Source organism: Lysinibacillus sp. GJ-1 (genome assembly GCF_021166035.1).
In the GTDB taxonomy this organism is placed as follows: Bacteria; Bacillota; Bacilli; order Bacillales_A; family Planococcaceae; genus Lysinibacillus; species Lysinibacillus sphaericus.
The window spans coordinates 2384298-2397433 of record NZ_CP088912.1 but is presented as its reverse complement, the minus strand read 5'-3'; the positions used below and the strand labels follow the sequence as shown (position 1 = coordinate 2397433).

The 13136-nt window shown below is 33.9% G+C and carries 18 protein-coding genes; 16 read left to right on the top strand and 2 right to left on the bottom strand.

Annotated features, from left to right (window positions below):
• Positions 1–13: 13 nt before the first annotated feature.
• The 13 genes from LO754_RS11490 to LO754_RS11430 all read left to right on the top strand — a co-directional run bounded on the left by LO754_RS11490 (position 14) and on the right by LO754_RS11430 (position 9057).
• On the top strand, positions 14–598 hold the full coding sequence (locus LO754_RS11490; RefSeq protein ID WP_231784354.1) for a MazG nucleotide pyrophosphohydrolase domain-containing protein: 585 nt from the start codon (positions 14–16) through the stop codon (positions 596–598).
• Positions 599–648: 50 nt separating this feature from the next.
• Complete coding sequence (locus LO754_RS11485; protein ID WP_231784353.1) at positions 649–882, top strand: hypothetical protein; 234 nt, start codon at positions 649–651, stop codon at positions 880–882.
• Positions 883–906: 24 nt separating this feature from the next.
• Complete coding sequence (locus LO754_RS11480; protein ID WP_231784352.1) at positions 907–1344, top strand: hypothetical protein; 438 nt, start codon at positions 907–909, stop codon at positions 1342–1344.
• Between the two features lie 141 nt (positions 1345–1485).
• Positions 1486–2313 carry a DNA adenine methylase gene (locus LO754_RS11475; RefSeq protein WP_231784351.1) on the top strand — a complete coding sequence of 276 codons (828 nt, stop codon included), beginning with the start codon at positions 1486–1488 and terminating at the stop codon, positions 2311–2313.
• Positions 2314–2338: 25 nt separating this feature from the next.
• Positions 2339–3004: a DUF2786 domain-containing protein gene (locus LO754_RS11470; RefSeq protein ID WP_231784350.1), complete on the top strand. Its 666-nt coding sequence runs from the start codon at positions 2339–2341 to the stop codon at positions 3002–3004.
• 207 nt (positions 3005–3211) lie between these two features.
• A complete protein-coding gene (locus LO754_RS11465) occupies positions 3212–3520 on the top strand; it encodes a hypothetical protein (RefSeq protein ID WP_231784349.1) in 309 nt (102 codons plus the stop codon).
• 94 nt (positions 3521–3614) lie between these two features.
• Entirely contained in the window at positions 3615–4112 is a 498-nt protein-coding gene (locus LO754_RS11460; RefSeq protein ID WP_231784348.1) for a hypothetical protein, read from the top strand.
• A gap of 141 nt (positions 4113–4253) precedes the next feature.
• Entirely contained in the window at positions 4254–4685 is a 432-nt protein-coding gene (locus LO754_RS11455) for a hypothetical protein (RefSeq protein WP_231784347.1), read from the top strand.
• A 4-nt stretch (positions 4686–4689) separates the two neighbouring features.
• The gene (locus LO754_RS11450; protein WP_231784346.1) at positions 4690–5061 is read left to right on the top strand and encodes a hypothetical protein; all 372 of its coding nucleotides are present in this window, start codon (positions 4690–4692) and stop codon (positions 5059–5061) included.
• A 42-nt stretch (positions 5062–5103) separates the two neighbouring features.
• Entirely contained in the window at positions 5104–6156 is a 1053-nt protein-coding gene (locus tag LO754_RS11445; protein WP_231784345.1) for a hypothetical protein, read from the top strand.
• A gap of 729 nt (positions 6157–6885) precedes the next feature.
• On the top strand, positions 6886–7581 hold the full coding sequence (locus LO754_RS11440) for a hypothetical protein (RefSeq protein WP_231784344.1): 696 nt from the start codon (positions 6886–6888) through the stop codon (positions 7579–7581).
• 89 nt (positions 7582–7670) lie between these two features.
• On the top strand, positions 7671–7832 hold the full coding sequence (locus LO754_RS11435) for a hypothetical protein (protein WP_231784343.1): 162 nt from the start codon (positions 7671–7673) through the stop codon (positions 7830–7832).
• Positions 7833–8220: 388 nt separating this feature from the next.
• Positions 8221–9057: a hypothetical protein gene (locus LO754_RS11430; protein ID WP_231784342.1), complete on the top strand. Its 837-nt coding sequence runs from the start codon at positions 8221–8223 to the stop codon at positions 9055–9057.
• 110 nt (positions 9058–9167) lie between these two features.
• Here the strand turns inward: LO754_RS11430 and LO754_RS11425 are convergent, their stop codons facing one another.
• The gene (locus LO754_RS11425; protein ID WP_231784341.1) at positions 9168–9851 is read right to left on the bottom strand and encodes a hypothetical protein; all 684 of its coding nucleotides are present in this window, start codon (positions 9849–9851) and stop codon (positions 9168–9170) included.
• 501 nt (positions 9852–10352) lie between these two features.
• Complete coding sequence (locus LO754_RS11420; protein WP_231784340.1) at positions 10353–10976, bottom strand: CPBP family intramembrane glutamic endopeptidase; 624 nt, start codon at positions 10974–10976, stop codon at positions 10353–10355.
• 180 nt (positions 10977–11156) lie between these two features.
• On the opposite strand from LO754_RS11420, the gene LO754_RS11415 reads away from it, so the two are divergent.
• The 3 genes from LO754_RS11415 (at position 11157) to LO754_RS11405 (ending at position 13094) form a co-directional block, all read left to right on the top strand.
• Positions 11157–11597, top strand: coding sequence for a LytTR family DNA-binding domain-containing protein (locus tag LO754_RS11415; protein WP_231784339.1), 441 nt, complete (start codon positions 11157–11159; stop codon positions 11595–11597).
• Between the two features lie 4 nt (positions 11598–11601).
• Positions 11602–12039, top strand: coding sequence for a DUF3021 domain-containing protein (locus LO754_RS11410; RefSeq protein ID WP_231784338.1), 438 nt, complete (start codon positions 11602–11604; stop codon positions 12037–12039).
• Positions 12040–12539: 500 nt separating this feature from the next.
• Positions 12540–13094, top strand: coding sequence for a recombinase family protein (locus LO754_RS11405; protein ID WP_305068865.1), 555 nt, complete (start codon positions 12540–12542; stop codon positions 13092–13094).
• Positions 13095–13136: the final 42 nt, after the last annotated feature.

Below are 13136 nucleotides of genomic sequence, written 5' to 3'. Positions count from 1 at the left end.
TGGAGGGAAACTAATGAAAACTATTTATAAACAAGCTATTTTAGACGTTTTAAACAGTTTAGAGGTTATTGAACAAGAGGGTGGGGAAAGTGCTTATTTGCTAGTTGAAAATAATGTAGAAAATCATAAAAAGTTAAATGCTGTAGGTGTTCCAAGTAAAACTATTAATAATTACGGTGATAAAGAAACGTTTTGTATTCTTGCATTAGCATTAAGTGAAGGGTATGCGAATCATTATAATGCTTTTAAAGGTGGTTTAGTTTTAGAGCCAGAGAATCGTATAGAAATAGAAATAAGTGGTGCGAGTGGAATTAATGATTTATGTAAACAAGCCTATGAAACGGCAGTTTCTAAAGGTTGGCACGATCAACCGATAGAAACTGGTACATTATTAGCTTTAATTCATAGTGAAGTGAGTGAGGCACTTGAAGCAGATCGTAAAGGGGATGAAGAGAATTTTAAAGAAGAATTAGCTGATGTATGTATCCGTATTTTTGATTTATGTGGTTCGAGAAATATTGATCTTGAACAAGCGATTATTAAGAAAATGGAGCTTAATAAAGGTCGTTCATATAAACATGGTGGAAAAGCCTACTGAACAATATGAGTATCATGTCATATTGTTCAGGTGAAAGGGGTTAAAAACTAATGAAAAAAACTATAAAAGTTTTATATAGACAAGCGAAAGCATTGAATGCGAGGCAAGCACATTTTAAAGCAGATCACATATTTGGGGATGAAGAAGCCAATGCAGTTGTTTCTGTGTATATAGGAGAACGACCTTCTAATGAAGTTTTAGATGATTTAGTTGAGTGGGCGGAAGATAATAAAAACCAAGAATTATTAGATAAAATTCAAAATTTAGCTGAATTAACTCGCTGAACATTCAGTAAAGGGGCAAGCAAAATGAACACTGGATTACGAATTAAAGTCACAGTGAAAAATGATTTTCGTCAAATAATCAATGAAATTAACAAAGAGGAAGCATATTTTAACGATTATGTAGACCAATTTTCATTTTTGACTAATTTCGCAAAATTAAAGAGGTCAGAGCTAATTCCATCAGGAATATCAGCATATATGCCGACAGGTTGTGAAATTGGCGAGTATCCGAACGAACAAGCTACAGATGGTTTTGAACGTCAGTTTAATACAGACACAGGCTATTGGGCTTTTCAGTGTTGTTTAAAAAACTACGACAATGTAATTGAACACTTTTTAAGGGATGTTTTAGCGAATATTATTGAGTCGTCAGAACATATCGAAACTAAACATGAAGAAGATGATGAAGGCAAATTATTTGAATATGTAAATGGGGAAATTATTAGAGTTACTTTTAGATGAATTTATAATTTGGACACTTAACATATTACTGAACACTTTGAGTATTAAAAACTGAACAGGGAACATTAAGCTGCATTAGTGTTCCTCATTGAGTTATTAATTGAAATAAAGAAAAAAGATTATATGTAGGGTGGTGAGTATTTGAAGAGAATCTTAAACTATGCAGGTTCAAAATGGAATATGGCTAGCTGGATAGTTAACCAAATGCCCGAACATGAGGTGTATCTTGAACCGTTCTTCGGGAGTGGTGCTGTCCTTTTCAATAAACCAGCTGCACGCATAGAAACAGTAAATGATTTAGACGGCAACATTGTCAATCTGTTCAAGGTCATTCGTGAGCAACCTGAAGCATTAGCTAGAGCAGTAGAGCTTACACCATATTCGCGCCAAGAATATTACCAGGCTTTCGAATTGTTAGAAAGTGATTTATCTGAACTTGAACGTGCTCGAGTATTTCTGGTGCGCTGTTGGATGGCGAGGGGCGGTAAAACGTCTGATAGAACAGGCTGGCGACACAATATAGATACGGTTACAGTGAATGCTTTACCCGATTGGATAGGGCTTCCTCATGCGATTCTAGAAGCAACGAATAGGCTAAAAAAGGCACAAATCGAAAACCAAGATGCAGTGACGTTAATCGAACGTTACAACCGCAAGGACTGTTTAATCTATGCTGATCCACCCTATTTATTAGAAACTCGAACTAAACGTCACTATGCTCATGAAATGAAAGATTCAGAGCATGAAGAATTACTCCTCACATTAAATAAACATAAGGGTTTCGTATTACTAAGTGGTTACGATAACGATTTATATAATGACCTGTTACAAGGTTGGAGCAGGTTAACGAAGATGTCCACAACTGACGCTGCTACATCAAAGCAGGAAGTTTTATGGTTGAATCCAACTGTGACTGAGCGGAATAAACAGTTAAGCTTTTTTGATATTGTACAGAAGGCTAATTATTAAAAATGTGAAAAAAGAGGTGATAGGTTTGGAGGAATCGATTAAAACTAAAATTCAAAAGCTTCTCACTTTAGCAAAAGATGCTACGGATGAAGAATCACAAACGGCTATGTTACACGCAAGAAGGCTTATGTTAAAACACAATATTCAGGAATCAGAATTAGTTTCTAGTTTTGTAAATGATAAAACAGTAGTTAATGAAAGAGTATATAGAAATAAATTAATTTGGTGGCATAGAAAATTGGCACAAATTATAGCCCGACATTTTAGATGCAGTTATTACCGAAATACAATAGGTTCATATCAATCAGAGATTCGTTTTGTTGGTTTAGAAGAAGATGTACAAATAGCAGTAATGATTTACAACTTTGCTAGGGCTTCTATTCATTACCATTCTAAAACTTTTTTATTAAGACCAGAAATCAAGAGAAAATGGAAAAGGAAACATCAATTTAAAAATGATTATATTGAAGGCTACCTTGCCGGATTAAATCGTAAGTTCCATGAACAAACCAAATCAGAGTCTTTGGAGCTTATAATCGTCCAAGATGCATTAGTAGTTCAATATTATAACTCGCTTTCTTTAACATCTAGTGATATACCTTCTCCAAAGAAAGCTGGTGATGATGTAGCTTGGCAGAAAGGCTATAGAGATGGTCAGAAATTTGAAAGTGGAAGGGAAATGATTGAATAGACATTTTGAAGAAAATGTTCATTAAGGGTAGGTGAGATATTTGAGGTTAGAAAATATCATTGAGTTAATGATTATGAATCCTATATTAACAACAATAGCCCTTATTGTTTTAGTAATAGTTGGTGCATGGGCAGGTAAAGTTAGACGAGCTAACCAGTAAAGCAATACTGCACAACATGAGTTATTAATTGCAAGGGAGGATTAAGTGTGACTCGGTTATCCGAAGAAGCATTAAAAAAATTTACTAAAGAAGAACTAATTTATTATTTAAAGAAAATCGAGTTTTATATTCCAAATAGAGAAATTGAATCGATAGAATATTGCATACTAATTAAACGTCAATATGATTTATCAAAAGAAATTGATAGCATCTTATCTAAGATTTCAAAGTCACTAGAAGAATATGGAATAACTAAAAATATCGACAAACTGATAGAAATAAAAAAATTTAATGAGAAACGAGATCGTTTGTGGAAGAAACAACAAAAAATAAAAAAAGAATTATGGGGAATTTGAAAATTGGATGTTTAACAACATCAATTGGAGCATTAGAAACGCTTATTGGATAGAAAAACACCTATATTGGTGCATGAAAAAGGAGGAGCGTGAAATGCGAGGGAAATGTATTGATCCAAGTAGCTCTACAAACCTTAAAGCCAATGAAATTTACTATTTATATCCGGCTGGAGGCTCAAGCTATCATGTTAGTCGCTTTCCACGCCCTGGCTCTCATTTTGGAACCTATCAAAAGAGTCGTTTTGACATCATTGAAGAAGAAGCTTGGCCACCAGAGCCAAAAAAGCCAGATGTGCTGCCAGTATTGGAATCAGGAAAAGTATACGAAGCAGAGCTGGTTTGGAAAAAGGAAGGCTATAATGCTCCGTTAGGTAAATATTTTATTAGATCCACTTATGGTTGTTATACAAATATGCAAGATTGCTATTTTTACGATGATTCCACGCTTAAACAAGCAAGGGGCCTGTACCCCATTCATTGGTTCACAAACATAAAAGAGTTTGGAGTGGAAGCTGTAAAAGAATTACCACAGAAGGATTGGAAACAGATGGATCTATTCAACCTTTCAATCATTTCAAAATTAGATCGTTGAAAAATTCAGAGGGATGAATGTTATGGGATGGAAAAAGAAAGGAAAGCCAAAGCCAACATGTGAACATAGACGTTGGTTTGCAATCGCTGGTGAGGTTTATTGTATGGACTGTGAAAAAACTATATGGAAGGTGACTGACACGTGTTAAAAATGTTTTCAGATTATCATGGCGGACCAATAAACGGGTGGGGATTGTTATTTCTGCTCGCTTTAGGTGGACTATTCTTTGTTTGTGTTGGTATTACCCCTCTTAAGAATGATATAGAGGTAGCGCCTTTACATGGGAATATATGTATTAAAAAAATAGAAGGTGCGATTTTGGAAGAAAGACCTAGATCGTTAATAATGAAATATACAATGCAATCCGAAAAATTTGACATATTTTGTTATAACGAGTTGGTTGCAGATATGAATAGTCAAAAAGTAAGCAATATATGGGGCTCCATCTATGCTAGTAGTGCAATTATTAGATGGAATGAAAAAGAATACTTCTTTACAAGACCTGATAAAAGTTTAGTTATAACAGATTCTAATGTTAGTACTTTATTAAAAGAAGAAAAAGAAGGAGAGTAACGGTATGTTAACTAAAAAAGAAATTGAATTGTTAGAGTATATGGACTATCAAGTCCTGAATAATGGAATGGATGGCTGGCTTGGTAATAGAGCGTATGACAAAGTGTTTGAGTTCCTTGAAATATTACATAAGAGAAATTCTGAATTAGATCAGAAAGTGGCAGCTATATTTGTCAAAGCTACTGTATCAGGCTTAGGGTATTACCAACATCAAAATTCTACATTTATTCCCGAAATAAAAGAATTATATAACGAATATGAAAAGGCCATTGAAGAATGCAATAACCAATATCAGCAGGTCGCTAAAGACTTTATGAATAGCTATGATTTAGAAGATCATTCTACTAAATTTATCATACAGTTCGATTTTAAATAGTTTCTTTATAACTTTAACAACTAAGAAAGGAGGAGCAGGAAGATGAATGAAAGAGTAGTAGATGGTATTCAGTTTTTTGATAAGGAACTAAAGTATTTAAACAACTACGAATTTGAGTATGTGCATGAACCGAAGAAAAAACTGACTGCTTCCTCTTTAGTTACATACTTATTATTACGTTCGCTTTGTGATGAAGTAGGGCTTATTTTGGAGCAAGATTTTAATTTAAAGGAAGAATGTGAAAAACGTAATCTTCCGTATAGCTCGATACATAACGGTTATCATAGACTTTTTGATATTGGTTTATTAAATATTGACCGTATAAATGGTCGTACATATATTCAATTGCCTGCAGTGGCTGCTTATGTGCCAACTGCAAAAAACCCTAAGATACCTGGTTATTTCCTGGTGCCAAAAGCTATTTTTAATAGTGGCTTTTTAAGGGGTTTTATTAAAGCACGTGATGTACGTGGGTTATTAGGGTTACTTGACCTTATAAATGGTCTTTATAGGGAGCCTAAACGTAAGGGGAAATGGTTAAAACGTAAGAAAATCACGTTATACAATAAATATAAGCAGTCTAAGCAAGTGTTTAATAAATGGCTGAAACGTGTGTTCTATGGTAAGAATAGTTTGATTCAGGTCAAACAAGAACTAGAAGGTTTGTACGAATTGAAGTTTGTAGATACAGTCTATAGAGAAAGAAAGCATGATGCGAAGTTCGACCAATTCCAGGCATCTTCACACCATACATTGTCATATCTATTAAGATCAAGTAGTGTAAGTTATACAAACGATGATTTACAAGACATGCAGTTTGCTTGTAAGCAAGAGGTCATTACACCAATGTATTATGCTGTGGAGTCGAATGAAAACGCGATGTCTACGGTGAAAGCTGTCATAGTAGATATTTTAAGTACAACTGTGCGAGAAATCGAACGACAAACTGGTAATATTCAAGCGCTAGGGGCGTATTTCCGCAAGACCTTACGGCTTCAGACAAAACGTATTTTGCAGGAGGAGCAGCCGTTACGCTATCTCATCGCCAGCTCATATAAAGATGCACAGTGGGATGTACCAGAGCAGTTTAAATAATAGCCTTTTCTGAAAAAAGTATTCAGAAAGGGCTATTTGTCATGCAGTTATATATGTGTCTTTACCATGTATGGTTTTAAATGTTTATAGGAATACAAAAATTGTCGGTAGCACCAGGAGAATGTCCAGGAGCTACCTTTTTTGATGGCGTTTCAATCCAATTCGAGCTGTGGAATAGTCGGCTTTTGAAAATGAAATCCATTTAGATATGTGGATGACTTATTTCAAAATTACTTATTTCGTGAATAATTGAAATGGTTGTGTGAATGAATCATTTCATTTCGTCTTTTTAAGGGGATAAACCATTTCCTGAAAATAATAAGTCGTAAAAGCCTTGCTATCACTGGATTTGTCAGCAGTGTAATGGCTCTCTATTAATATATGAATACTATATTGATTACTATGCGCTGTTTTTTCTCTATCTTTTTTTCTATTATACTTTCCTCATCGATGATGATGATGTTGAAGTTGGTTATGTTTTTCTTTCTATCAAGGAAAGAATGAAAAATCTTTAAGTTATAAATAATACCTACCATTTCTTTTAAAAAAATATAAACACAAAAAAATATTGATTCTCGATCTTTAACGAACAGAACAAAGCATAATTTTTATTTGTTATAATTTAAGTAATATATACAAAAGAAGTAATAATTTGGATTAACCAGAACTGGTTCTACATAGTCATAGTTATTCGTTCCATTTTTAAGCTAAAGAAAGTAGGGGATGTATATGTATGAAAGGCTTTCAGCAGATGAAAGAGAGAAACGATTATCGGTACTAACCGCAGAACAACGGAATTATTTAGAGAACGAAATGAAACGTAGTAGAAAGACGACGTTTGAACGTTTCATGAGAGATGAAAAAATAACAGCACTTAAATCTGTAGATATAACACTTGAGGATGATGAGAGAAATGTCATAGACTGGATGATAACTGATTATGATGATTTTGGTCCAGGGAATTACATTGGTCGTTGTGCTTGTAATCGAAGGCTGCGGTATATGTTTACAGTAGAACATCAGAAAACGCATAAAAAACTTCAATATGGTAAGGATCATTTAAGCATATTTTTAAATATAGAAGTGAAAGACGTAAATGGAATAATAAAAGAATTAGATGACATTGATTATGAACTAGATGAACTCTTGTGGAAAACAAAGAATAATGAGTACTACCACGAATACTATGAGAGAATCCCGGATAAAACAGTAGTTTCTGAAAGCATTAAAAAGCATATTGAATTAAATCTTCCGTTTTTAGACCCACAAATTAATCGTTTGAATAAATATTTTGAAAAACAAATGGAAGCATTAGAGGAAGAAAAACGTAGAATTCAGCGTGAGGTTGAACTCGAAAAACGTAGGGAGAAAGAAGCCGAATTGAAGAATTACTTGAAGAAAAGAAAAAAATTGAGGCTACTTTAGAAGCTGGAAGAAAGAGTCAACAAGAAACTGAATTTAAAAGACAACAACAGGAAAATGAACGTATAGAAAAATTGTCACAAGAGCAACGGGTGAGAGACGCTAAACTAATTGAGTCAGTAAAAGCACAGCTCGGCTATCATGCTACCTTCGATGAAGTAGCCTATTCACTTGTATTGAACGGTCTACATAGTGCCGTAGCGATTAGCCGTATTATACTAATGATTTTGGGTTTGATAAAAGTCGGTCTGTAGGCACAATTCACAGGCCTTTCATATATTTTGATGTATTACTGGCTTTGAAGAAACAAGTGGATAAAGGAAATTTAATTATGGATGAATCATCAAACATAGTGGATTGTATTTTCTATGTGAATCCTTACCATGAGGAAGATAGAAGGAATGAAACTGTGGAATTGGAACAACAAACGTTATCTCTGTTTTAAACGTTTTGAATAAAAAGCTTATAAGGGGTCCTGCCGACAAAACGCGGATATTGTACGTTTAAGTAAATTTCAACATAAAAATTCGAATTCCAATCCATTAAAATTATCTAAATTATGTAATTAATGTAAAAATATTTATTATTCAACCGATATTAAACGAGTATTACAATAAAAGGATAAGGATGGGATGATAAGATATGAAGAAACTTTATGCACTATTATTTACTCTTGCTCTGTTTGTATTAATGCCCTTAACAATTGAGGCAAGCAGCCTTAATGAAGATGCTATCGATCTGCCTCGAAACGATAGTATTCACTCTTTAATACCTGAAAAAAATGATTTAACAAAAATTGTAGATGACACAGACAGCAGATTTTATAAAGTCTCATTAGGGATGAATGCTGAGGAAAACTTAACTTTAGTTCCTAGCAGAAATAAAACATTCGATGTAGAAATAATGGATAATTACGGTAATTTAATCGTTCAACGAAATGGTGTAGGAAACGACGGAAGTAGACAAATTAAATTCGCAACAAACTATATAGGCGACTATTACATTTACATTAAACCATCGAATGATGGCGGAAGTGATTATCCTTATAGTTTGAGAGTAATTGCTGGGGAGCCAGTCTATCTAGCATTGAACCCAGATCATAGAGTAAATTTAAATACTACTTCTATAACTTCTAGCAAAACGACTAGTTCTACTCAATATTTTGATTTAACAAATGTTAGTAGTATTCCGGATGATGCTATTTTGACAAATATTTTAGTAGGTGGTAAGGAGACAAACCGTTATTTAACTGATTTGTATACTTTGAAGAGAAGTATTCTTCCAAATTCTACTAATAATTGGATTAATGCAGAATACCCGCTGTACCAACCAAGTCAATTAGATCATGTTCCTAAATACGCTCAAGTGAAAGTAAAACAACCTTATGCATTTAGAATTTCAGGATCTTTCAGTTCGTCAGGAACATATACTTTAAGTCAGCCTTATGTTATTTTGAGCTATAAAAGAGAAATGAAATAAAAAAGGGCGCTCAAGTATTCTGTATCATAATATGGCATAACAAAAGCCAAAAATGCTGATTTTGCATAGCATTTTTGGCTTTTAGTGTGTCTAGAAATTTTAACTTCTATTTACTTTTTAAAAATTTTCACCTGTTCATATTTGTGAACATAATCCTCTGGCAAAGGAAGTCTCCCGTTTTCATCCATTCGATATTCTTTTCCCTGAATTAGAAATACAGTGTTTTCATCATGACCGAAATTGCGCCAATCTTTTTCACGCATTGTTTTACTTTCCAAATCTACTTCATGTAAAATGCCAGATGGATCAATTCTGTATCGTATTGAATCATTGATTGTAAACGGTTCCTCTGTCGTAACACCAAAACTTTCAAAGTATTGTAAAACCTCGCTTGCTTTTCTTACCGAGTAAAGATGCGAAGGGTTTCCTGTTTCGACAAATGTTTGGAAATCCTGTAAAAATTGTCTTGCTCTCTCTAAATGAACACGCTTTGAATCAGACATATGGTTATCAAAGTGGATCAGTTCAACATAGTCAGAAGTGTTTGCTGTAGCGCTATGAAATTTATAATTAACCATGCCATATTTGGTTGGAATACTATACACTGACTCATTATCAACTCGTAAATTATAAGAGCGATCTATGTACAGTGGTCTTGCAGCAGTTTCTGTACTAAAATTCATTTCGTTTACTGGAGATTGCGATTTTGACGCTTGGATCTGTGCTTTTGCCATCATTTTTTGCTGAACAGCACCTAATTTTTCTAATTGCGTTGATACAGTTTTTATAATCAATTACAACACCCCTTTATAAATATTGGTATTAAATAGTATATCGGCAATATAATATGTTATTAAATGGTTTTTTTTGAAAATGTTGAAGGGCTTAAATTAGAGTGAATTTCTGTTTCCGAAACGTTTTTAGGAATGTAGGTCAGATTAAATTCTCTAAAAACGCACCTCAACAATATGTCCATTAGTTGAAAAATGGGCGCTTTCCTTATTCAAGGAAAGCGCCCTTTAATGGAATAACTATAATATGGGCTTATTCCTAAAATCTCTTATAGCTTGTTTAACTAAATCACTCCGTTAGCCATCCACGTCGGGTAAAATCGACGCTTCATCACAGAAAATGAAAGATTACTCCGTATTTTTTATGGGAATTGAAGAGCTTAGATTAAACAACTGAACCTCATAGGTCCTGAAAAAACTTCAAATTTGCTAACAGTGGTAAATTAAATAGCCTTTTCCCATAAAATTATTTAATATCGAGAGGCGAAATCTCAATTATTACTATTAATTTTTACTTAGCTGCCATTTCCCTGAAATGGCAGCTAGCATCAACCATGGCTCTATTACCATATTGATTAGAATATGAGCTACAATTGGCGCAAAGGTGCTTCTTCCAGTATAAATATAGAGCATCGCAAGTAGACAACCTAAGATTGTCGTTGAAAGAATTGCTGGAAGCGCAATTTTCATCTCTCCTCGCAATAACACCCATGCGCCATGAGCAATTCCAAACGCAATTCCTGAGATTAATACTTGTGAAAGATTTGATAATCCAATAGATAATACATACTCCATGAGCAAATGTCTAAATACGACTTCTTCTACTATTCCACTTACAATAGCAGCCCATATACCAATCAATTTTAGCCAAGACAATGTAAACAAATTGCTTTTTACTAAAGGTATTGCAGACATTGTATAGGAAATATACCCGATTACGATGAATGCAGTGAAAAGCCACATAGGTAAGTTCAGGTGCAGTTCCAGTGAATAGCCCAACCCATTCTCAACAAATTTTTTGGGATTAGTTACATACCAGTAAATAACACTTAATGAAAGCATACTTGATATGCTTGCTAATATCCATCCTGCCTTTCTTCGCTCTTTTAGCGTTGTGATCCCGTTCATATTAACTGTCCCCTTATATTAAATTTATGTTTCTAAGGCTTAATATAACGACATCAAAGATTAGCAACAATACGTTACATGTAACATGTCTTTATTGAAAGGTGAAATGCTTTTTATGAATGACAACCTGCATTTTTTAATTTGTAATTTATGGTATATTTTTATAGAGAGGTGATGGATATGAAGATAGACATAAAAATTGATCCACAAATTGATGAACCCTACATAACAATCTGCGTTTCTGAATTAACGCCAACTATACAGGCTGCAATCGCACTCTTACAACAAGAAGAACAACAAATTTTAACAGGGACCGCTAACAATAAAGTACATATTATCGAGCCTAATTCTGTAATAGCTATTAGGACGGAAGGTAAAGATTTAGTACTATATAGCGACGATGGTAATCGTGTACTTATGAATAAACCTTTGTATGAGTTAGAGCAGCAACTAGGAGAAGGATTTATTCGGATTTCTAAATCTGCCATCATTAATCCTAGAAAAATCAGAAATATTGAAGCTTCCTTTAATGGCACAATGGAAATCGAGCTTACTTTAGGAATAAAAGAAGTCATTTCACGCAATTATAAAAAATCATTTAAAGAGCGCTTGGGGGTATAAGTACATGAACTTTTTCAAGAATTTATGGTTCGGAATAAGTATGGGCTGTACAGTTTTTGTTTTTGTAAATCTTATTGGATATTGGTTGAAAGGGGATTTGTTTTTAGAAGCTGTTATATCTAATTTTCCACAACAAGTTATCGGTTCGGTTACTGTTGGCATTGCCTGTATACTACCTTCATACCTCTATAGAACAGAACGTTTAACATTTTTACAACAAAGTGCTTGTCATTTTTTTATCGCTATAGGGACCTTTATAGCTGTCGCCTTTTCTTTAAAATGGCTTCCAACATTTTCGATAAAACTAACGATTCTATTGTTACTATTTAATGTATTAATTTTTGCAATAGTTTGGCTGTTATTTTATTTTTATAGTCAATCGGAAGTAAAAAAAATGAAGCAGAAAATCATTGTTCATACAGACAGTAGTAATAATCAATAGATTTCTTTGATAGAAATTCATTATTTAAAGAGGCTAATCAACATAACAAGCCTCTTTTGTATTCAAGTCTACTTTTCCGTATATTTTCATTCATTTTTAAACAACTTAAATTAAACAGCATCCATCTTTATCCCCTACTAACTATTCTTCGGCTCATACAGCTATAACTGTATGAACCGAAGATTATTCAACAAACCTGACCGGTTAGTTTAAGTGAGAAACTTCACAATCTCATTCTGAATTTTAACAACAATATCAAATTCCGTTAAAAATGTTCCTCCACAATCTGGCTCGATTGCGGAACAAGAATAATCCTGTATATCAACCTCTGTTCCAAAACTCGTCCTTTTCTGAACACGCTAACTTTTGATTAGAAAAGGGAGTTTTATAATGTCTTTAATGTAATAAAACCCTGTTCAATATTCAATGTTCAATAACCTTCTCGTTTTCATCTTATGTTACAATGAAATAAGAGTAAAAATGAGAAAGAGTGATAATTGGTGTTAATTGGATATGTACGTGTGTCGACAGGATTGCAAAATTTGGATTTACAAACAGATGCGTTAACGCAACATGGCTGTACAAAAATTTTTCACGATAAAATGAGTGGGGCAAAAAAACAAAGACCAGGTTTAGAGGAAGCACTTCAATATGTACATGAAGGCGATACAATTGTTGTTTGGCGTTTGGACCGATTAGGACGCAACATGCAAGACTTGATTCAAATTGTGAACAACTTAAATGAACGAGGTGTAGGCTTTCACAGTCTTCAAGAAAAATTAACAATGGACAAAAGTAATGCAACAGGACAATTAATGTTTCACTTGTTCGCAGCGTTTGCGGAATTTGAACGTAATCTTATTGAAGAACGCTCGGCTGCTGGACGAGCAGCTGCAAAGGCTCGTGGGCGACTTGGTGGGCGTCCAGAGAAGTATGGATCAAAGGATATTGAAATGATGAAAGCTTTAATTGAAAATGGGACACCAATTAAAGATGTTGCGGAAAAATGGGGTGTATCTCGCACTACGATTTATCGCTATTTAGAAAAACAGTAAATCAGAAGTGACAGTGAATTTACTTCGACAGCACCCTTATAT

Bases quoted from the DNA above. Each gene is read 5' to 3' on its own strand.
- LO754_RS11415 (WP_231784339.1), top strand. From the start codon at position 11,157: ATGAAGATAGACATAAAAATTGATCCACAAATTGATGAACCCTACATA.
- LO754_RS11440 (WP_231784344.1), top strand. From the start codon at position 6,886: ATGTATGAAAGGCTTTCAGCAGATGAAAGAGAGAAACGATTATCGGTA.
- LO754_RS11420 (WP_231784340.1), bottom strand. From the start codon at position 10,976: ATGAACGGGATCACAACGCTAAAAGAGCGAAGAAAGGCAGGATGGATA.
- LO754_RS11460 (WP_231784348.1), top strand. From the start codon at position 3,615: ATGCGAGGGAAATGTATTGATCCAAGTAGCTCTACAAACCTTAAAGCC.
- LO754_RS11450 (WP_231784346.1), top strand. From the start codon at position 4,690: ATGTTAACTAAAAAAGAAATTGAATTGTTAGAGTATATGGACTATCAA.
- LO754_RS11480 (WP_231784352.1), top strand. From the start codon at position 907: ATGAACACTGGATTACGAATTAAAGTCACAGTGAAAAATGATTTTCGT.
- LO754_RS11445 (WP_231784345.1), top strand. From the start codon at position 5,104: ATGAATGAAAGAGTAGTAGATGGTATTCAGTTTTTTGATAAGGAACTA.
- LO754_RS11430 (WP_231784342.1), top strand. From the start codon at position 8,221: ATGAAGAAACTTTATGCACTATTATTTACTCTTGCTCTGTTTGTATTA.
- LO754_RS11490 (WP_231784354.1), top strand. From the start codon at position 14: ATGAAAACTATTTATAAACAAGCTATTTTAGACGTTTTAAACAGTTTA.
- LO754_RS11410 (WP_231784338.1), top strand. From the start codon at position 11,602: ATGAACTTTTTCAAGAATTTATGGTTCGGAATAAGTATGGGCTGTACA.
- LO754_RS11485 (WP_231784353.1), top strand. From the start codon at position 649: ATGAAAAAAACTATAAAAGTTTTATATAGACAAGCGAAAGCATTGAAT.